The following is a 19,791-nucleotide window of genomic DNA, read 5'->3' on the forward strand; positions in this document are numbered from 1 at the left end:
TCAAGATTAATATTATTACACACAACCAAAAAAACATAAACAATTAATAACAAGCTATTTAAAAAAAACATTATTATTGTTTATGGAAAAATCTAACCAAACTATATTTTCCTTTAAACAGGTTTTATTGATTGCACTTATTGCGGGAACATTAGATGGACTGGCGGCAGTTATATTTTTAGGAAAGATGAATTTTACGGGGGTATTTCAGTATATCGCCAGTGCTATTATGGGGCCGGAAGCTTTTGCAGGAGGTATTAAAACAGCCCTTATAGGTTTAGCACTCCACTACTTTATTGCTTTTTGCTTTACCCTGATTTTTACTATCGCATCAACAAAAACACCTGTTTTGCGAAAGAATATTATCCTGTCAGGAATAATTTATGGGATTATCGTTTGGACGATCATGACCCTATTGATTGTTCCACTAACCAAAATACCTGCAGCACCGTTTCATTACGAACGGGCGATTTTAAATGCAGTAATTCTGATTTTCTGCATAGGCCTACCGATTTCTTACTTAACCGCCCGAAAATTTTAGTAGGAATTAAGGCTTTTCTATCAGGCAAACGGCATAAGAAACAACACCTTCTTCCCTGCCAATGAACCCCATTTGCTCATTTGTAGTGGCTTTTATCGAAATATCTTCGGTAGAAATTCCAATAGCTTCAGCAATATTTTGCTGCATAGCAGGAATATGAGGGTTAATTTTTGGCGCCTCTAAACAAAGCATCGCATCTATATTGCCAATTTGCCATCCTTTTTCGGCCAGCAATTTAACCGTTTCCTTCAGCAGGATTAAGCTACTGATGCCTTTCCACCTATCATCTGTGTTCTTAAAATGGAAACCAATATCACGAAGGTTGGCTGCTCCTAAAAGCGCATCGCAGATGGCGTGAAGCAAAACATCGGCATCCGAATGCCCAAAAGCACCTTTATGATGGTCTAATGTAACTCCACCAACAACAAAAGGATGCTGATCTTTTAACTGATGTACATCGAATCCGAAACCTACTCTAATTTTCATGGGTATTTAGGTTAATTGTTAAACATGTTAATCGGTTAATTATAAACTGATAGCTTAAAATTACTTTTTAACAATCTTTTTGTCGCCAAAGTTAAACAATAGACCAAAACGTAAGGTATTTGCAAGTGGACTTGTTTGTGCATTTGCAATTAAATAAGAGAAATCTATATTAAAAACATTGTATTTTAATCCAAGGCCCAGGGTAAAGTAACGGCTATCGCCTTTCATTGGGCTCTGGTAGTTGTAACCTGCTCTAACCGCAAACTGTTGGTTATACCAGTACTCTAAGCCTGTTGAAATTCCAACTTCCTTTAATTCTTCACTAAAACCGCCTGGAGCATCACTAAACGAACCAAAAATTCCGGCAGGTACTGAACGGTTTGGATTTTTTCCACTCACAATGTTATTGTTCGAATCGTATATTGGCTGCGTAGGCACCAGCAACTTATTAAAGTCAAGGGCAAAAGTTAAGGTGCTGAAATCGTCTACAGTAATTGTAGACGCGCCTCCTATTTTAAAATTTGTAGGTAAAAAGAAATTTTCTCCACCATCAGAATAGCTCATTTTTGTTCCAATATTGGAAATATTAGCGCCTGCAGAAAGAACAGTTTGCCTGCCAAACATTGTTGTTGTTGTTTTGTATAATCCAGACACATCAACAGCTACTGCATTTCCGCTATGAACCTGCCCTGAAGATGAAAATTGACCTGAGGCTAAATTTGAATAAATATATCTTAATGATGTTCCCAATGAAAATTCTTCACCAAAATTACGGGCAAAAGAAACATCAAACGCCAATTCATTCGGATTGGAAATACCCAGATCCTGCTGATTGATATCAGTAAGCTGAATAGAGCCTAAAGAAAAATACCTTAATGAGGCACCAATGGTATTACGATCATCCAATTTATAAAAGCCACTTAAATAAGCAAGATTAATATCAGGTACTAAACTTTTTAACCATGGGCTATAAGAAACAGAAAATCCGTAAGGTTTATCCAAAAATGCAAGTTTGGAAGCGTTTATACTGGCTGAATTTACATCACCAGCAACGGCCACGCCAGCATCACCCATTGCACCAGCACGGGCATCGGGTGTAATGAGCAGAAATGGAACTGCTGTTACAATATTGTTTGCCTCGCTACCATTTGTTTGTGTATTGCCTATGGTTACCTGAGCATTTGTTTTACCAAACACCAAGGCCATTGAGAGTGCAGAAAAAGCAAGTTTACTGATGTACTTGAAATTCATCCTTTAAAGGTACGTAATTTTAGATTTTGGTATTTAGCAATAACTGGAGAATATATCAGTAACGTAAAACCAAAACTTATATTTCACCAAATTACGAATTCTATGATTATTTACTAATTAAACCTACGATTTTTACATACGGGTGTGACTACAAAAAACGTAAACACATAACTAATAACCATTTAACATCATAATTGAGCTATTTTCTTTTTATATAAAAAATTATGTTCGATTTGTCAACTTAATAATCTTTAAATCAAATATGGTTAAATTATTGCAATCTCTATAAACTATAACAATACTCTTTTATATATATATGTATTTAAGTAGTCACTAAAAACATAAAAAAATTAATATTGAGATGACCTGAGCCGTAACAAAAGTAATTTCACCTATTGGGCTAATGGCTTACTAACACTACTTCTCAATCATCTCCCTTTCTTTTTTATCTTGCTTATTTATAATTATTTAACCTAAATTTAACTGAAAAAGTAAGTAGACACAATACGCTTTAAAATAATACGTTATCACTCAAAAATATAATCGATATTTTATTATCACATTATTTATATATTCATTTAAAATTGTTTAATTTTATCGGTTGAATCCCTATAGGGACGATTTTCCCAACGAACTATATGAAAAAACTGTTACTATATTCTTTTACTTGTTTGTCATTAGCTGCCCTACTTACGAGCTGTAGCTCAAAAGGAGGAAACAGTTCTAGCAAAACAGGTATCCCTTATGCCGATAGGAAAAGCAAAAACAACCAATCTGGTGCTTTTGCTGTAGCTACTCAATACAAGAGAGCTCCGGGGCCGGGCTTAATTCCAATTGAAGGTGGAGTTTTAGTTGTTGGTGGTAGTGCCATCGAAGTACCAGGTGTTGAGCCAAATATTTACAATTATAAAAGACAGGTTACTGTTCCATCGTTTTATATGGATGAAACTGAAGTATCGAATACCGATTGGTTAGAATACTTACACTGGATCAGATATAACTTCCCTGAAGACCGTGAATATTATTACAATGAGCTTCCTGACACTTTGGTTTGGCGTCAGGCATTATCATATAACGAACCTTACGTAGACAATTATTTAAGGCACCCGGCTTATCGTGATTACCCTGTAGTAGGTGTTTCTTGGGAGCAAGCTTCCCGCTATTGCGAATGGAGAACATCCAGGGCAAACGAATTTATTTTACGCGAAAAAGGAATTTTAACAGATTATAAAACTTTAGCCGGTAATGGAAAAGGCAATGCTGCTACTACAGCAGCGGCGACTCCAAAACCAGACAAACCGTTTAATACTGATGCATATTTAAACAATCAGTATGATGATAAAGGTAAAAACGCACCTATTGATTACAATACCAAATCTGGTGCAGCAACATCAACTGCAGGAGGAACAGCAGCCCCGGCATCTGGAGGCAAAAATAATCAGCCTAGAAGAACTGCGACATTAGAAGATGGTGTAATTATGCAACCTTATCGTTTACCAACGGAAGCTGAATGGGAATATGCTGCTTTAGGTTTAATTGGCAATACGGAATACGAGAACATCAATCAGAATAAAATCTATCCATGGAATGGTTTAGGTGTGAGTTCTGCCAAAAAGAAAACCAGAGGTATGATTCAGGCCAACTTTAAAAGGGCACCTGGTGATTATATGGGTGTTGGTGGTTCATTAAATGATAAAGGAGATTTAACTGTTCCGGTTATTCAATATACACCAAACGATTTTGGTTTATATAACATGGCTGGTAACGTTAACGAGTGGGTTAATGATGTATACAGAACGGCTACATTTAGTGACGCAGATGCATTTAACCCTTATCGTGGCAACTATTTCACCAATAAAAAACTAGAGGATTCTCAAAGCGGAAAAATTGCATTAGATAAATATGGTAATCCGATTAAGGAAAATGCTTACGCTGGAAGAAAACAAACCTGGGCAGAAAAACAGGCACAGGCAAAACGTTCTGATTCGATTTCAAAATCGACTGATCCACAATCTCCAGTAGCATCAACAAGTTATCAGGCCGATCAAAGAGGTTATCGTGATAGACAAAACACTTTGTTAAATGAAGAAGGTGTAACGCTTGTAAACGATAAATCCAGAGTTTATAAAGGTGGCTCCTGGAATGATATGGCTTACTGGTTAAACCCAGCAACACGCCGTTTTATGCAACAAGATGAATCATCAGCAGAAGTTGGTTTCCGTTGTGCCATGACTATGCTTGGCGCTCCAGAAATTAGTACGGCAGGTAAAAGAAATTTTAAAAACCCTCCTCAAAAACCTTACCGGGTTAGTAGAGGTAAATAAAAAGAAAAGTCCCGACATTAAATCGGGACTTTTTTATGTGTATTGTATTTCGCTCATTTGACGAGGCGATCATCATGCTGAATTTATTTCAGCATCTTTCATGCTAAAAGACCCTGAAATAAATCCGATAGCTATCGGATCAGGGTGACGACACTATATTAACTCTTTAATGGGTAAAAGTGCTATCTACTTAAACTGAATCAAGATCTGGTTCTTCTCTACCTTATCGCCCTGCTTAATTAAAACTTTCTTGATCACACCATCGGTTGATGATTTCAAGATATTTTCCATCTTCATAGCCTCCAGCACCAATAGGTTATCCCCTCTCCTTACCTCAACGTTTTCTTCTACCAAAACCTTTAGCACCAAACCGGGCATCGGTGCTTTAATTTCTGAAACTTTATTAGCGGTTAAACTATCCAGGCCGAGTTGTTTTAACAAAACATCAAACTGATCTTCGATGCTAATCTGATAAATATTACCGTTAACCTTTATTTTACAGGTTTTATCTGCTTTATTCAGCTCAACCAGCTCTGTATTAAAAGATTTATTCTGGTATAAAACATGCGTACTATTATTCCCAATTGAACTCAGATCGAACTTAATGGGTTCGCCGTTTATCAAAAAAGATGACTCCTTATTTTCGACCTCGAATAAAAACTGATCGTTTACTTTTACTTTGTACATTTGTTATTGAGTTAAAGCATACTGAACCAAATTTGCACCCATTTTAAGCGCCTTAGTCCTCGTTTCTTGTGTATCTTCAGGATAGGTGCCAAAATCTTCCCAACCGTTCCCTAAATCGCATTCATAGGTGTAATAGCACACAACTCTACCTTTATAAATCAACGCAAACCCCTGAGGCCTTTTATTATCGTGCTCGTGGATTTTTGGCAAGCCGCCCGGAAACTTAAATTTCTGATTATAAAGCGCATGGTTAGCGGGCAGTTCAACAAAACTCAGTTCTGGAAATACCTTTTTCATCTGCGGGCGGATAAATTTATCCAACCCATAATTATCGTCTATATGAAGAAAACCACCGCCTGTAAGGTACTGCCTTAAGTTTTTAATTTCCTGATCATTAAAAACCACGTTTCCGTGGCCGGTCATATAAACAAATGGATAATTGAATATTTCTTTCGAGCCTACTTCTACGATACTTTCTTCGGCATAAAAATTAGTCTTCAAATTGGCATTACAGTAGGCAATTAAATTGGGCAAAGCAGTCCTATCTGCGTACCAATCGCCGCCACCATTATATTTGAGTTTGGCCATACGATAAGTTGGTGGTAAAGCGCTGAAAGCACAAAGCACAAGGCAGAGCGCTAAAAGTCCTACGCCAGAAGCAATAAACTTGAATTTCGGAAAATGAAAACTGAAAACTGAAAACTTCAAATTGATTATCGGTTAAGGTAATTGATTTCAAAACAAACAGATAAAGCAGCTGTTTCTGTGCGTAATCTGTTATCACCTAAAGTTAATGCTTTAAAGCCTTTGTTCAAAGCTAAATTAACTTCATCAGGTGTGAAATCTCCTTCAGGACCAATAAGAATTAAATATTTTTGATGCGGAGCAACAAGTTTGGATATATATTGTTTCTCTCCGTTATCGATACAATGTGCAATTAACTTATCGCCATCAAAAGGTTCTTTTAAAAAAGTATCCAAAGAAATGGCATCATTTAATTTTGGATGATAGGCTTTTATCGATTGCTTAACAGCCGAAGTAATTACTTTATTGAGCCGGTCTTCTTTAACTATCCTACGCTCCGATCGATCGGTAATAATTGGTGTAATTTCATCAATACCCAGCTCTGTAGCTTTTTCTAAAAACCATTCGATACGGTCGATATTTTTAGTTGGCGCAACGGCAATATGCAGGTAATGGTTTCTTTTATGAAACTCCGTTTCTACTTTTAAAATGGATAAAGAAACTTTTTTCGGATTATCGGAAGTAATTTCAGCAGTATAAAAACCACCTTTCCCATCAACCAGGTTAACGATTGAGCCTATGGTAAGGCGAAGCACCCTGACGCAATGTTTACTCTCCTCTTCGTTAAGTGTGTAAGTATTTTGGGTTATATCTGGTGTATAAAAAATATGCATAGTTGAAATTAATGATTATCAACCATATCTGCTTTATTGATCACCAATTCTAACTTGATTGTTTCGATATTCTGCTCTGTCTTTTTAAGGATAGTAAACAGATAACCATATGACTCGTTGCTTTCCCCTACCTCAGGGATACGTTCAAAAACGTGAGAAACCAATCCTCCAATGGTATCGAAATCTTCATCCTCTGGCAAATCGTGAGGCAGATGTTCATTTACATCATATACAGTAGCGAATGCATTTACGATAAACTCATTATCAGATACTTTTTCTACCAGTGGCTTTTCTTCATCGTATTCATCCTGGATTTCCCCAACAAGCTCTTCAACAATATCTTCTAAGGTAACCATGCCAGCTGTACCGCCAAACTCATCTAATACAATAGCAATCTGTATGCGGTTACTTTGCAGTTCGCTCATCAGATCGTTAATTTTTTTGGTTTCTGTAACAAAATATGGTTTTCTGATGATATCGTTTAATGTCCAATGCTGATTACCCGCTGCAACCAATGGTAAAATATCTTTTGCATGGATAATCCCAACAATTTTATCCATAATATCATCGTAAACCGGCAAACGGGAATAGCCTTCCTTAATAATCGTATCAATCACTTCTTCTTTTGGAGAAGTTAGTTCAATACCCGAAATCTTGGTGCGGGGTACCATGATATTCTTCACCACTCGCTCATTAAAATCGAATACGTTTTTAATCAGCTCATGTTCGTTATTATCCAATGCGCCGCTTTCTTTACCCTGATCTAATAAATACTGAAGTTCTTCGGTACTATGAAGCGACTCATGTCCGCTTGAAGTGTCGATTCCGAATGGCTTAAGGATAATCGCAGCAAGACTATTTAATGTCCAGATGAATGGTTTAAATACCACATAAAATATCTGTAATGGTACAGAGACAAATAAAGTTGTTGCTACCGGTCGTTGGATAGCAAATGATTTAGGTGCCAATTCGCCAAATACAATGTGCATAATCGTAATCAACGAGAAGGCAACAATTGTAGATGCGGTATGGATGGAAGCATCGCTCAATCCCCATTCCAAACTATCGAAAAGATTTTTGAAAATGGTATGCATAACGCCTTCACCTACCCAACCTAAGCCAAGCGATGCAAGCGTTATACCTAGCTGTGTGGCGGCCAAATATCCATCAAGATTATGAATAATCCCTTTGGCCATTTTGCCAACACGACTGCCTGTTTTTGCTTTAATTTCAATCTGTGATGCCCGGACTTTTACAATTGCAAACTCTGCCGCAACAAAAAATCCGTTAAGTAACACCAAAAATAATGCAAAGAATAATCGCCAGCCTACAGAAGTGGTATCGGGTTCCTGTAAAGCAACCAAAACTACGTTTGTGGGCAGGATTGCACTTAGCTCAAAATTTAAAAACAAACATACCGTGGGTAAATCCATTAAGCCAATTCTCTAAATGTTGTGTTATAAAGTTCTATGCTTTCTTTAATTACTTTATGCGCATAACGAACACCAAGTAAATGTTCGATCGTTACATTTTTATCTTCTAATGCTTTATAATCCTGAAAGAAACGAACAATCTCTTTCATTTGGTGCGGAGGCAATTCATCTAAATCGTTGATGTAGTTTACCGACATATCGTGAGCAGCAACCGCGATAATTTTATCATCTTGCTCTCCGTTATCTACCATGTGCATTACACCAACCACTTTCGCTTCGATCAATGTCATTGGATAAACATCTACCGAGCAAAGCACCAGAATATCTAATGGATCTTTATCATCGCAATAAGTTTGCGGAATAAAACCATAGTTTGCCGGGTACATTACTGATGAAAAAAGAACCCTATCTAACTTGATCAGACCTGATTCTTTATCTATTTCGTATTTTGCTTTTGATCCTTTTGGAATTTCAATAATTGCGTTTACAATTTCTGGAACATTGTGTCCAGGAGATACGCTATGCCATGCGTGATGATCGTCTTTTGCCATTTTTAATTTAAATCTGTTTTATCCTCTTCAGGACCACTCACTACTTTACTTTTTACAAAGGTAATTAATAATGGTATAGTTGTAATAAGGATAAAGCCAATAATAATATATAATAAATAATCGTTAATTTCTTTTTCAAACCTTCTGCCCAAAAAATAACCGAGCAAAGTTAAGGAGCAGATCCAAAGTACGCCGCCAACTATATTGTATAACGCAAACTTTTTAAACTCTAATTTTACAACTCCAGCAAAAATCGGTGCAAAAGTTCTAACAATTGGTACAAACCTGCCCATAATTAAAGCAAAGGCACCTTGTTTATGATAATAATCCTCTGCCGCTTTTAAATATCGCTTCTTAAAAAAGAAACTGTCTTTTCTGGTGTACAATACTGGCCCCGTTTTACGTCCGAACCAATAACCGGTAAAATTTCCAGAAATGGCGGCGAAACACAAGCCCGCCAAGAGCACCGCAATGTTCACATCAAGCTTGCCTGTTGCCACAAACATCCCCGCTAAAAACAATAAATAATCTCCGGGAAGAAAAAAACCAAAAAACAGGCCTGTTTCTGCATAGATAACGAATACGACAAGATAGAAACCACCCTCCCTCAATAATTTCTCGGGATCAAGTAGCTGATGCAGGTTATTCCAAAAATCGTGCATATTCAATTATTCGTAAAACTACAAATAATTATTAAACAACAGCATACCTATATCAGGTTTAAAATAATTGCAGGATAAATACCTAAAATTAATGTAATTGCTACAGAAACCAGTAACACAACTTTGTACTGTGCCGGGGCTGAGAGTTCTGTTTCTGCGCCATCTTTAAACCACATGGCCACAATTACCCTAAAATAATAATAAAAGCCAACCAGCGCATTTAAAATCGCAAATGCAACAAGTAAAGTCTTATACTCTGTCATCACATTCAGAAACATTAAATATTTCCCGATAAAACCAGCTGTTAGCGGAATACCGGCTAACGAAAGCATAGCTACAGTTAAGCATAGTGCTATTAGTGGATTACGTTTAGCTAAACCATTGAAACTTTCGAAGCTATCACTGCCGGTTTTTTGTTTCACCAATATTAATACCGCAAAAGCGATAATTGATGCGAAGGTGTAAGCCGCGGCATAAACCAATACGTTGTTTTCAGAATTTTTGGTTAACACAATAAGCGAAAACAATAGGTAACCCGCGTGCGAAATACTCGAATATGCCAACATGCGTTTGAAGTTCTTCTGGAACAGCGCAGTTACGTTTCCGATGAATAAGGTTAAACAAACAATTACCATGAGTGGTGCAACCCAAAAATCGTGAAGTGGAGCAAGTGCCCCCGCAAATAATCTTAAAAAAGCAGCAAAGCCTGCAGTTTTAACTACAGTACTCATGAAAGTGGTAATTAAAGAAGGAGCACCTTCGTATACATCTGGTGTCCAGAAATGAAAAGGAGCAGCACCAACCTTAAAGCTTAAACCAATCATCATCAGGATAACACCCGGATAGAATATTGGAGAAATTGTTTGGCTATTTACCAGATAAGCTTGTATTTTATCTAAATCGAATGAGCCAGTAGCGCCATAAATTAACGTGATACCAAATAACAGGAAACCAGTTGAGAAAGCACCCATTAGGAAATACTTTAAAGAGGCTTCGTTAGAGGCAAAATCCTTTTTACGGATACCGGCCAAAATGTATAAACTCACCGACATGATTTCCAAGCCTACAAATAACATGGCCATATTTTTATACGATACCATCATGATCATTCCGGCAAGTGCGAAAAGAATCAGGGTATAATATTCGGCGATGTTATCGCTTTTGGCATGGAAATAGTTCTGTGTTAATAAAAAGATCAAAAGGGTACCGATAATACAGATACCGGAAAATGCCAGGGCGAAGTTATCTGTCTGCATCATTCCGAAATGAACAGCATTGCCATTCCATGCACAAAAAGTAAATCCTAGCGCAGTAAGTAAACCAACAACGGTAAGTGGTAGTAATGCTTTATTTGCCTTAAACAAACCTGCATAAAGCACTATAAAAGCTGTTATACTAATGGTTATAATAATATTCATTGCTTAATTTACTGTGTTTAATTTTTGATTTACCTGTTCTAATAAATGTTGTACAGATGCCTCTGTTAAGTGCAAAATTGGCTTTGGATAAACTCCCAAAACAATAATCAATGCACAAATTGTATAAAGAACCAATTTTTCAGTTCCTTTAATATCGGTAAAAGTGATGGTCAAGCTGTTGGTTTCACCCAGCATTACATTCTGGTACATACGTAACATGTAAACTGCACCAAAGATAATGGTTAATCCTGCAATAGCTGCAGCCCAAATACCGTAGTTATAAACGCCTATTAGCAATAAAAACTCACCAATAAATCCGTTTGTTCCCGGCAAAGCTACCGTGCCTAAAACAATGATCAGAAAAGTAAGCGCTAACTGTGGTGCTACTTTCGCAATTCCACCTAACTCTTCAATTTTATTTGTTTTAACACGAGAAAAGATGATATCTAAAACAAAGAATAGACCTACTACGTTAATACCATGACTCAACATTTGTACCATTGCACCTTGCATACCTTGCTGATTGAAGGCAAAGATACCTGCTGATATTAATCCAACGTGAGCAATAGATGAATAAGCTACTAAACGTTTAGCATCCTTTTGTGTAAAAGCAATCAGCGAAGCGTAAACGATACCGATGATCGATAGAATGATAGCTATCTGACCCCAATCGTGAACGCCAGCCGGAACAATTGGCAACAACCATCTAATTACACCATAGATACCCATTTTTAACATGATACCTGATAAAAGCATTGTACCTTGTGTAGGAGCGGCTGTATACGTATCTGGCTGCCAGGTGTGGAAAGGAAAAACTGGCATCTTAATGGCAAAAGCAATAAAGAAAGCCCAGAAGATCCATCCCTGTTGTGCGCTATCTAAGTTTAAAGCATAAAAGGCTTGAATATCAAAATTGTGTGCCGGGTTTTGAAGATATAAGTAAATAATACCCATCAACATAAATAATGAACCTGCAATGGTGTACACGAAGAATTTCATGTTGATACGGATGCGGTCTTTTCCTCCCCAGATGGCGCAGATAAAGTAGATTGGAATTAGTGCTGCTTCCCATCCGATATAAAACAAGAACGCATCTAATGCAGTAAATACCAACAATAAGCCACATTGCATAAACAAAATCAACGCATAAAATGCAGCTGGATTTTTATACTCGTGGTTATAGCTCGATAAAATTATAATTGGCACCAATAAATTGGTTAGCAATACCACAAGCATGCTAATACCATCGATACCTGCGTGGAAATTGATGCCTAAATCTGCAATCCATGGCAAATTAACCTCAAACTGGGTACTTGCATTTGGAATGAAATTACCGGCGATAACCAAAGCCAAAACCAAAGAAACAACCGAAAATACGGTCGAAACTATTTTAGCCGACTTACCAGCAAATGCAGTAATAATTGCACCTACAAGCGGAAGAAATATAAGTAGTAAAAGTTGTTCCATTATTTAATTTTGAACCCTTTTTATATGTAATAAAATGTATATGCAAGTAATGCGATGATACCAAATACCATCATAAATATATAGAAACCTACGTTTCCACTTTGTAGTAAACGAATACCCTTACTGGCTTCGTTTGTGCTCCATCCTAATCCGTTCACAATTCCATCGATAAATTTGTTATCGATAATCCTATAAAAGAATTTCGAAAGTGCATCTAATGGTTTAGTGATCAGGAAATCATAAATCTCATCGAGGTAGAATTTATTGTAGGATAATTTTGCTAAAGCAGAACGCGGTGCTTCATCAGCAACGGGAACGCGTGCCCCTTTTACATATCTGGTGTAAGCATATAATAAAGCTATCACAGCTGCTGCTACCGAAACACCCATTAACGAATATTCAGTTGAGTGGCTTAATTCCAACTCATGCTGTGCAACACCTGCTCCCGATAACCAATGCGCCAACCATTCGTTTCCACCAAAAACATGAGGAAGATTAATTACTCCGCCAATTGCTGCAAGAACAGCTAAAATGATTAAAGGGAAAGTCATTGCAGTTGGCGATTCGTGTAAATGGCTTTCCTCGTGATGTGTTCCACGGTATTTTCCTGAGAAAGTCAAGAACATCATTCGGAACATATAGAATGCCGTTAAGAATGCGGTTAAAACCCCAATTCCCCAAAGTATCGGACTAGCCTGGAAAGCGTGTGCTAAAATTTCGTCTTTCGAGAAGAAACCAGAGAATGGTGGTAAACCAGCAATAGCAATGGTACCGATCAGCATCGTTAAGAAAGTAACCGGAAGTTTCTTTCTCAATCCACCCATATGGCGCATATCCTGCTCATGGTGCATAGCGTGGATTACCGAGCCTGCGCCCAAGAATAATAGTGCTTTGAAGAATGCGTGGGTTAATACGTGGAAAAATGAACCTGTATAAGCACCAACCCCTAAGCCTAAAAACATATACCCCAGTTGCGATACAGTTGAATAAGCCAATACCTTCTTAATATCAGTCTGTGTTAAAGCAATAATTGCAGCAATTAAAGCTGTAGCTGCACCAACAACAGCAATAATGTGCTGGGTAAGCGGTGCAAGATCGAACAATACGCTCGAACGTGCAATCATATAAATACCAGCTGTAACCATGGTAGCTGCGTGGATCAAAGCCGAAACTGGTGTTGGTCCGGCCATTGCATCAGGTAACCAGGTAAATAATGGCAACTGTGCCGATTTACCGCAGGCACCGATAAATAATAAAATGGTGATTAAAACCAGCGTATCGTTGCCCGGCAACATATTCGCTGCCTGAGGGAAAACTTTAGCAAATTCTACACTACCAAAAGTGGTGAAGATTAAGAATACACCTAACAAGAAGCCTAAATCACCGATACGGTTCATTACGAAAGCTTTTTTAGCTGCTGAGGCATAAGCACTGTTTGTATACCAGAAACCGATTAACAGATATGAACATAAACCTACGCCCTCCCAACCGATAAACATAACGATGTAATTTGAGCCCAATACCAACAAAAGCATAAAGAATACAAACAAATTCAGATAAGAGAAAAACTTACCGAATCCTGCATCGCCGTGCATATAGCTGGTTGAATATAAATGGATCAGGAAACCAATTCCAGTAATGATCAAAAGCATGATTGAGCTTAGAGGATCAACCAGAAAAGATAATGGAATGTGTAATGCACCTGCGCTAATCCAATCGAATAAAAATACTTCGTGAGATTTTTGTGTGTCGCCTTGTAAACTAAAGAAAATAACTACGCTAATGATAAAGGAGGCGAAGATTACCCCGCTTCCGATGATACCAACAAGTCCTTTAGATAAAGAGTTTCTGCCTAGTCCATTAATTACAAACCCTAAAAAAGGAAGTAACGGAACCAACCAAATCAATTGTTCTATTGTCATTCTTATTATATATTTACCACTTAAGGCGATTTAAAACATTAATATCTACTGATTTCGTATTTCTGTAAACCATTACAATAATTGCAAGGCCTACTGCAACCTCTGCAGCTGCCAAAGCCATAATGAAGAATACGAAAACCTGCCCTGATGGGTCATTGTTATGAACCGAGAATGCTGTTAAAAGTAAGTTAACCGCATTTAGCATCAGCTCAACCGACATAAAAATTACAATGGCATTTCTGCGGGTAAGTACACCTATAACGCCGATAGAAAAAATAATGGCACTTAAATAGATGTAGTGGTTTAGCGGAACGCCTGCTGCTTGTGTGAATAAATTTTCCATTATGCTTCTACCTCATCTCTTTTAGATAATAAAACGGCTCCAACCATTGCTGCCAATAGTAATAGAGATGACAATTCAAATGGCAATAAGAATGGGCCAAAAAGCTCCTTGCCTAGGTTTTCTACCAATCCTAATCCCGGATTTTTTAAAATTAATGGGCTGGTAATACTTGCTGATTTTAAAGAACCGATTAAAGTTACTACCAAACACCCCCCTGCAATTACACCTACGATTTTGATCAGCGGCGATTTACTTGGTTCGGTTTCTTTATTCAGGTTAAGCAGCATCAGTACAAAAAGGAACAATACCATGATGGCGCCCATGTAAACGATAAAGTTTACCACTGCTAAAAACTGTGCGTTTAATAGCACATAGTGAACAGTAAAGGTAAAAAAGGTAAGGATTAAGTACAATACACTGTGGATCGGATTTTTTGCAAAAATCACCATCAGCGAAAAGATGATACTTAATGTGGCTACGAAATAGAATACTTGTGTACTCATTAATTGTTTATTTATTTATGTTCCATGGTTTGTGTCTCCACAAGCCATTAATTATTTTTCGTTTCGCGAAGACACGAACCGAGGCTTAAGATTATTTACCATGGTTCCTGTCTTCGCGAACCATCATTTTATTTTTTCATTTCCAATGGTGCCTCTACCAACTTATCTTTTCCGTAAATGAAATCTTTACGTAGATAATCAGCAGGTACAATCGGTCCATCTAAGTAAATTGCCTCTTTTGGACAAGCTTCTTCACATAAGCCACAAAAAATACAACGCAACATATTGATTTCGTAAGTTGCTGCATATTTTTCTTCGCGGTATAAATCTTTCTCTTCAGGTTTACGTTCAGCTGCAATCATGGTAATGGCTTCAGCCGGACAAGATAAAGCGCACAAACCGCAGGCGGTACAACGTTCTTTACCATTCTCATCACGTTTTAGTGAGTGCATCCCCCTAAAGTTGGTAGAGAATTCGCGCTCTACTTCAGGATATCTTATAGTAGCCTCTTTTTTAAATAAGTGACTGATGGTAATGCCCATACCTTTAGCAATTGCTGGCAGGTACATCCGCTCCATAAAGCTCAATGGCTTTTGCTCCAGTACTTTTTTCTTATTACTTAATGATTCCATAATTAAAACTTCTCAATAATCGCAATCACAACACCTGTTATTATAATATTGGCAATAGCCAAAGGTATTAAACCTTTCCAACCTAAATTCATCAATTGATCGTAGCGGAAACGAGGGATTGTCCAACGTACCCACATGAAGAAAAAGATGAAAGCACATATTTTACCGAAGAAAACTGCTGTACCAAAAAGTGGTGCCCAGGTTGGACCTAACCACACCGCCATCGAATCCATACCAGGGTAATTATAACCGCCCCAGTATAAAGCCGCCATTACTGCCGATGATACGAACATATTGATATACTCAGCAAATAGGTAAAAACCTAATTTCATTGACGAATATTCGGTATGGTAGCCACCTATCAATTCAGTTTCACATTCAGGCAAATCGAATGGCGCACGGTTGGTTTCTGCAAATGAACAAACCATAAAGATTAGAAACCCTAGCGGCTGATATAAAACATTCCATCTCCAGCCATGTTGCTGATCAACGATTTCTTTTAAGCTTAAGGTATTCGTCATTAAAAGCAAAGCGATAATTGATAACCCCATTGCAATTTCATAACTGATGTTTTGCGAAGCTGCGCGGATAGCACTTAACAAAGAGTATTTGTTGTTTGAGGCCCATCCACCAATCATTACACCATAAACACCTAAAGAAACGACTCCGAAAATGTATAAAACACCAACATTGATATCTGAAACCTGTAAAGGAATAGTTTTGCCCGCAATTAAAACGGGGCTACCCCATGGAATAACGGCAGTACCAATACAGGCACAAAGCAAAGCCAAACCAGGGCCAGCGATAAATAAAAATCTGTTTGATGATGTAGGAATAATTTCCTCTTTCATAAACATTTTAACGCCATCAGCCAATGGTTGTAAAATACCAAAGGGGCCAGCTCTATCCGGACCTAAACGATCTTGTAAATATGCAGCTACCTTACGTTCTGCATAAGTAGAATACATGGCAATAACTAAACTGATGCCGAAAATTACAGCTACCAGGATAAATTTTTCTATAACAAAAGCGCTATCCATTAGTATTTAACTGTTTTATGTAATTCAATTTCATTTGCAGCTTGTAATGCCTCATTTGGCTGAATTACATGCAAAGGTTTTAATGTTTCGTAGTGGTTAGATGCAATTACCGAAGTATCATCAATGTGCGTTGGATGTTCAATTACCCAATCAGCAGTTGCTTTTTTATCAAAGCGGCAAGTATTGCAAATAAATTCTTCTACTTCTCCAAACTGGTCTTTACGTGCGGTAACCCGTAAAACATCTGCTCCTTTATACCAAAGTGTTACTTTACCGTTGCATTTTTCGTGATCACAATCGCGGTGTGCATCAACTGGTTTAGTAAACCAAACACGGTTTTTAAAACGGAAAGTTTTATCGGTTAAAGCACCTACAGGGCAAACATCGATTACGTTTCCTGAAAAATCGTTATCAACAGCCTGGGTGATGTAAGTAGAAATTTCGGAGTGATCGCCACGGTTTAAGATACCATGAACACGTTTGTTTGTAATCTGATCAGCTGTAAAAACACAACGGTAGCACAAAATACAACGATTCATGTGCAACTGGATTTTATCACCTATATCTATACGCTCGAAAGTACGGCGTTCAAATTCATAACGTGTTTTTTGCAAACCATGCTCATAGCCCAAATTCTGCAAATCGCACTCTCCTGCCTGATCGCAAACAGGACAATCTAAGGGATGGTTAATCAATAAGATCTCTACAACACCTGCGCGTGCTTCCAAAACTTCTGGAGAAGTAATATTAAGCACTTCCATCCCATCCATTACGGTTGTACGGCAAGAAGCCACCAACTTAGGCATTGGGCGAGGATCTTTCTCCGAACCTTTAGTCACTTTTACAATACAGGTACGGCATTTACCGCCACTGCCTTGTAATTTAGAATAATAGCACATTGCTGGCGGAACAATATCCCCTCCGATTTGCCTCGCAGCATTCAGAATGGTTGTTCCGTTATCAACCTCTACTGTTATCCCATCTATCGTAACCTTAACTTTTTCACTCATGGTTAATGATATTCTTTTTATTTTTCTACTTCTACCGTCATTGTGAGGTACGAAGCAATCTTTTTTACAATTTATTATTTCTCTTTCGAGATTTTATAACCAATTTCTTTTCTTGGCTTTTCTTTCTGTTCTAGTAGCTCATCAAAATACCTGAATATGACTTCAATATTTTTATCCTGATTATCTACTTTCTTTTTAATCTTTTCTAATTCTAGCCTTATTTCTGTATTGCTTAAAACCATCGTTCTAAGTTGTACAAACACATCAATAATTTTAATACTTACTTCTACTGCCCTACTGCTTTTCAAAACGTTCGACAGTTGCAAAATACCATGTTCGCTAAATGCAAACGGAAGGTACTTTGAGTGTTGTCCATGTCTTAAGGTCACAAATTGTGACCTTAAGACATCGTTTTCTTCTTTTGTTAGCTCGAACATAAAGTGCTCCGGAAAACGCTCTATATTTCTTCTAACTTGTTGTTTTAACTTCTTAGTCTCAACGCCAAAGAGTTCTGCTAAATCAGAATCTAACATCACCTTCACTCCTCTAAAAAGATATATTTTATTAACTATTACTTCGTTGGGGATGATTGCTGGTGATATCGGTTCTTTCATTTACATATACTCGTTGTGTTAAGTTATTTTTCTAAGGTCGCATTTTGCGGCCTTAGAATTTAGTATCACAATCTGTGATACCTTAAATATTTTATTTCTCTTCCGTTACCGGAGCTTTTTCAATCGGTGTTGCATAATTTGCGATACCGTAATTTTGGCTCTGGCTTTTAACCGGTTCTTTAATGTGCCATTCAAATTCATCTCTGAAGTGACGGATTGCACTGGCTACTGGCCAGGCTGCTGCATCACCCAACGGACAGATTGTATTTCCTTCAATTTTACGCTGAATATCCCACAATAAATCAACATCTTCCATTTTACCATGGCCGTGTTCGATTTTGTGCAACACTTTTTCCATCCATCCGGTACCCTCACGACAAGGTGAACATTGTCCACAGCTTTCGTGGTGATAAAAACGGGCAAAATTCCAGGTATTACGAACAATACACTGATCTTCATCAAAAGCGATAAAACCGCCTGACCCCATCATGGTTCCTGTAGCAAATCCACCCTCAGATAAAGATTCGTAACTCATTAAACGAGGTTCGCCGTTAGCATATTTTAAAGTTAAATTAGCAGGCAAAATAGGCACAGATGATCCACCTGCTACTGTCGCTTTTAAACGTTTACCATTCGCAATACCGCCACAATACTCGTCAGAATAAATAAATTCTTCTACTGGTAAACCCAATTCGATTTCGTAAACACCTGGTTTTACTAGATTACCTGATGCGGATATTAATTTTGTACCTGTACTTCTACCGATACCAATTTTTGCATATTCATCGCCACCATCGTTGATAATCGGCACCACTGCAGCAATCGATTCAACATTGTTAACCACTGTAGGGCAACCATACAAACCTGCAATTGCCGGAAATGGTGGTTTAATACGTGGATTACCTCTTTTACCTTCAAGCGATTCTAACAAAGCAGTTTCTTCACCACAAATGTAAGCGCCGCCGCCTGGCTGAACATATAATTCTAAATCGTAACCTGTTCCTAAAATGTTTTTACCCAACCATCCGGCTGCTTTAGCTTCAGCAATTGCTTTTTCTAAAATGCGGATCTGAGGCATCATCTCGCCACGTACATAGATGTAAGAAACCTTAGCGCCTAATGCGAAACTCGATACAATCATTCCCTCAATTAATGCATGGGGAATATAAGTCATCAAATAACGGTCTTTAAAAGTTCCTGGCTCTGATTCATCAGCATTACACACCAAATAACGTGCAACACCTTCTGGTTTAGCCAAAAAGCTCCATTTCATCCCGGTTGGGAAACCCGCACCTCCGCGACCGCGTAAGCCCGATTTCTTAACTTCTTCAACAATCTCTTCGGGTGTTAAAGTTTTAAGGGCTTTTTCCACAGCACGGTACCCGCCTTTTTGGCGATAGACTTCAAGTGTATTGATGCCCGGTACGTTTATATGCTCAAGTAACAGTTTTCGAGACATTTTAATTAGTCTATAGTCTGCAGTCCATAG

At 37.8% G+C, this 19,791-nt stretch carries 20 protein-coding genes; 2 read left to right on the plus strand and 18 right to left on the minus strand.

The window, feature by feature from the left end:
• Positions 1-82 precede the first annotated feature (82 nt).
• Positions 83-541 carry a hypothetical protein gene (locus ASU31_RS05710; RefSeq protein ID WP_057931411.1) on the plus strand — a complete coding sequence of 153 codons (459 nt, stop codon included), beginning with the start codon at positions 83-85 and terminating at the stop codon, positions 539-541.
• A gap of 6 nt (positions 542-547) precedes the next feature.
• Here the strand turns inward: ASU31_RS05710 and ispF are convergent, their stop codons facing one another.
• Both ispF and porV read right to left on the minus strand, forming a co-directional pair.
• On the minus strand, positions 548-1,027 hold the full coding sequence (ispF, locus tag ASU31_RS05715; RefSeq protein ID WP_057931412.1) for a 2-C-methyl-D-erythritol 2,4-cyclodiphosphate synthase: 480 nt from the start codon (positions 1,025-1,027) through the stop codon (positions 548-550).
• 60 nt (positions 1,028-1,087) lie between these two features.
• Positions 1,088-2,278, minus strand: a complete 1,191-nt coding sequence (gene porV, locus ASU31_RS05720) for a type IX secretion system outer membrane channel protein PorV (protein WP_057931413.1) — start codon at positions 2,276-2,278, stop codon at positions 1,088-1,090.
• Positions 2,279-2,916: 638 nt separating this feature from the next.
• Between porV and ASU31_RS05725 the strand changes: the two genes are divergently transcribed.
• Positions 2,917-4,602, plus strand: coding sequence for an SUMF1/EgtB/PvdO family nonheme iron enzyme (locus ASU31_RS05725; protein WP_057931414.1), 1,686 nt, complete (start codon positions 2,917-2,919; stop codon positions 4,600-4,602).
• 186 nt (positions 4,603-4,788) lie between these two features.
• On the opposite strand, the gene ASU31_RS05730 is transcribed toward ASU31_RS05725, so the two are convergent.
• The 16 genes from ASU31_RS05730 to nuoF all read right to left on the minus strand — a co-directional run bounded on the left by ASU31_RS05730 (position 4,789) and on the right by nuoF (position 19,761).
• Positions 4,789-5,289, minus strand: a complete 501-nt coding sequence (locus ASU31_RS05730; RefSeq protein WP_057931415.1) for an acyl-CoA carboxylase biotin carboxyl carrier protein subunit — start codon at positions 5,287-5,289, stop codon at positions 4,789-4,791.
• Positions 5,290-5,292: 3 nt separating this feature from the next.
• Positions 5,293-5,877, minus strand: a complete 585-nt coding sequence (locus ASU31_RS05735; protein WP_029274737.1) for a DUF4159 domain-containing protein — start codon at positions 5,875-5,877, stop codon at positions 5,293-5,295.
• A gap of 125 nt (positions 5,878-6,002) precedes the next feature.
• A complete protein-coding gene (locus tag ASU31_RS05740) occupies positions 6,003-6,707 on the minus strand; it encodes a 16S rRNA (uracil(1498)-N(3))-methyltransferase (protein ID WP_057931416.1) in 705 nt (234 codons plus the stop codon).
• Positions 6,708-6,715: 8 nt separating this feature from the next.
• Complete coding sequence (locus ASU31_RS05745) at positions 6,716-8,140, minus strand: hemolysin family protein (RefSeq protein ID WP_083505277.1); 1,425 nt, start codon at positions 8,138-8,140, stop codon at positions 6,716-6,718.
• The gene (locus ASU31_RS05750; protein ID WP_025146339.1) at positions 8,140-8,691 is read right to left on the minus strand and encodes an inorganic diphosphatase; all 552 of its coding nucleotides are present in this window, start codon (positions 8,689-8,691) and stop codon (positions 8,140-8,142) included. Before ASU31_RS05750 ends, ASU31_RS05745 begins: the two co-directional genes overlap by 1 nt.
• 2 nt (positions 8,692-8,693) lie before the next feature.
• Positions 8,694-9,353, minus strand: a complete 660-nt coding sequence (locus ASU31_RS05755; RefSeq protein ID WP_057931417.1) for a DedA family protein — start codon at positions 9,351-9,353, stop codon at positions 8,694-8,696.
• 47 nt (positions 9,354-9,400) lie between these two features.
• Positions 9,401-10,771, minus strand: coding sequence for an NADH-quinone oxidoreductase subunit N (locus tag ASU31_RS05760; RefSeq protein WP_057931418.1), 1,371 nt, complete (start codon positions 10,769-10,771; stop codon positions 9,401-9,403).
• A 3-nt stretch (positions 10,772-10,774) separates the two neighbouring features.
• Complete coding sequence (locus tag ASU31_RS05765) at positions 10,775-12,238, minus strand: complex I subunit 4 family protein (RefSeq protein WP_057931419.1); 1,464 nt, start codon at positions 12,236-12,238, stop codon at positions 10,775-10,777.
• 20 nt (positions 12,239-12,258) lie between these two features.
• On the minus strand, positions 12,259-14,160 hold the full coding sequence (gene nuoL, locus ASU31_RS05770; RefSeq protein WP_057931420.1) for an NADH-quinone oxidoreductase subunit L: 1,902 nt from the start codon (positions 14,158-14,160) through the stop codon (positions 12,259-12,261).
• 13 nt (positions 14,161-14,173) lie between these two features.
• A complete protein-coding gene (gene nuoK, locus ASU31_RS05775; protein WP_029274746.1) occupies positions 14,174-14,503 on the minus strand; it encodes an NADH-quinone oxidoreductase subunit NuoK in 330 nt (109 codons plus the stop codon).
• Positions 14,503-15,006 (minus strand): NADH-quinone oxidoreductase subunit J family protein, encoded by a 504-nt coding sequence (locus tag ASU31_RS05780; protein ID WP_029274747.1) that lies wholly within the window; start codon positions 15,004-15,006, stop codon positions 14,503-14,505. The genes nuoK and ASU31_RS05780 overlap by 1 nt, the downstream gene beginning before the upstream one ends.
• A 128-nt stretch (positions 15,007-15,134) precedes the next feature.
• Positions 15,135-15,638 (minus strand): NuoI/complex I 23 kDa subunit family protein, encoded by a 504-nt coding sequence (locus tag ASU31_RS05785; RefSeq protein WP_025146332.1) that lies wholly within the window; start codon positions 15,636-15,638, stop codon positions 15,135-15,137.
• A gap of 2 nt (positions 15,639-15,640) precedes the next feature.
• Complete coding sequence (gene nuoH, locus ASU31_RS05790) at positions 15,641-16,678, minus strand: NADH-quinone oxidoreductase subunit NuoH (RefSeq protein ID WP_057931421.1); 1,038 nt, start codon at positions 16,676-16,678, stop codon at positions 15,641-15,643.
• Positions 16,678-17,688 (minus strand): NADH-quinone oxidoreductase subunit G, encoded by a 1,011-nt coding sequence (locus ASU31_RS05795; RefSeq protein WP_029274750.1) that lies wholly within the window; start codon positions 17,686-17,688, stop codon positions 16,678-16,680. Before ASU31_RS05795 ends, nuoH begins: the two co-directional genes overlap by 1 nt.
• Before the next feature lie 74 nt (positions 17,689-17,762).
• Complete coding sequence (locus tag ASU31_RS05800; protein WP_057931422.1) at positions 17,763-18,302, minus strand: ORF6N domain-containing protein; 540 nt, start codon at positions 18,300-18,302, stop codon at positions 17,763-17,765.
• Between the two features lie 91 nt (positions 18,303-18,393).
• Positions 18,394-19,761: an NADH-quinone oxidoreductase subunit NuoF gene (gene nuoF, locus ASU31_RS05805; RefSeq protein WP_057931423.1), complete on the minus strand. Its 1,368-nt coding sequence runs from the start codon at positions 19,759-19,761 to the stop codon at positions 18,394-18,396.
• Positions 19,762-19,791 lie beyond the last annotated feature (30 nt).

This window comes from Pedobacter ginsenosidimutans (assembly GCF_001442625.1).
Classification (GTDB): Bacteria; Bacteroidota; Bacteroidia; order Sphingobacteriales; family Sphingobacteriaceae; genus Pedobacter; species Pedobacter ginsenosidimutans.

What these genes read in the sequence shown, in the direction of transcription:
- ASU31_RS05795 (WP_029274750.1), bottom strand. Translation starts at nt 17,688, where the DNA reads ATGAGTGAAAAAGTTAAGGTTACGATAGATGGGATAACAGTAGAGGTT.
- ASU31_RS05785 (WP_025146332.1), bottom strand. Translation starts at nt 15,638, where the DNA reads ATGGAATCATTAAGTAATAAGAAAAAAGTACTGGAGCAAAAGCCATTG.
- ASU31_RS05730 (WP_057931415.1), bottom strand. Translation starts at nt 5,289, where the DNA reads ATGTACAAAGTAAAAGTAAACGATCAGTTTTTATTCGAGGTCGAAAAT.
- nuoK (WP_029274746.1), bottom strand. Translation starts at nt 14,503, where the DNA reads ATGGAAAATTTATTCACACAAGCAGCAGGCGTTCCGCTAAACCACTAC.
- nuoH (WP_057931421.1), bottom strand. Translation starts at nt 16,678, where the DNA reads ATGGATAGCGCTTTTGTTATAGAAAAATTTATCCTGGTAGCTGTAATT.
- ASU31_RS05750 (WP_025146339.1), bottom strand. Translation starts at nt 8,691, where the DNA reads ATGGCAAAAGACGATCATCACGCATGGCATAGCGTATCTCCTGGACAC.
- ispF (WP_057931412.1), bottom strand. Translation starts at nt 1,027, where the DNA reads ATGAAAATTAGAGTAGGTTTCGGATTCGATGTACATCAGTTAAAAGAT.
- ASU31_RS05755 (WP_057931417.1), bottom strand. Translation starts at nt 9,353, where the DNA reads ATGCACGATTTTTGGAATAACCTGCATCAGCTACTTGATCCCGAGAAA.
- ASU31_RS05765 (WP_057931419.1), bottom strand. Translation starts at nt 12,238, where the DNA reads ATGGAACAACTTTTACTACTTATATTTCTTCCGCTTGTAGGTGCAATT.
- ASU31_RS05780 (WP_029274747.1), bottom strand. Translation starts at nt 15,006, where the DNA reads ATGAGTACACAAGTATTCTATTTCGTAGCCACATTAAGTATCATCTTT.
- ASU31_RS05760 (WP_057931418.1), bottom strand. Translation starts at nt 10,771, where the DNA reads ATGAATATTATTATAACCATTAGTATAACAGCTTTTATAGTGCTTTAT.
- ASU31_RS05800 (WP_057931422.1), bottom strand. Translation starts at nt 18,302, where the DNA reads ATGAAAGAACCGATATCACCAGCAATCATCCCCAACGAAGTAATAGTT.
- ASU31_RS05745 (WP_083505277.1), bottom strand. Translation starts at nt 8,140, where the DNA reads ATGGATTTACCCACGGTATGTTTGTTTTTAAATTTTGAGCTAAGTGCA.
- nuoF (WP_057931423.1), bottom strand. Translation starts at nt 19,761, where the DNA reads ATGTCTCGAAAACTGTTACTTGAGCATATAAACGTACCGGGCATCAAT.
- ASU31_RS05725 (WP_057931414.1), top strand. Translation starts at nt 2,917, where the DNA reads ATGAAAAAACTGTTACTATATTCTTTTACTTGTTTGTCATTAGCTGCC.
- porV (WP_057931413.1), bottom strand. Translation starts at nt 2,278, where the DNA reads ATGAATTTCAAGTACATCAGTAAACTTGCTTTTTCTGCACTCTCAATG.
- ASU31_RS05740 (WP_057931416.1), bottom strand. Translation starts at nt 6,707, where the DNA reads ATGCATATTTTTTATACACCAGATATAACCCAAAATACTTACACACTT.
- ASU31_RS05735 (WP_029274737.1), bottom strand. Translation starts at nt 5,877, where the DNA reads ATGGCCAAACTCAAATATAATGGTGGCGGCGATTGGTACGCAGATAGG.
- ASU31_RS05710 (WP_057931411.1), top strand. Translation starts at nt 83, where the DNA reads ATGGAAAAATCTAACCAAACTATATTTTCCTTTAAACAGGTTTTATTG.
- nuoL (WP_057931420.1), bottom strand. Translation starts at nt 14,160, where the DNA reads ATGACAATAGAACAATTGATTTGGTTGGTTCCGTTACTTCCTTTTTTA.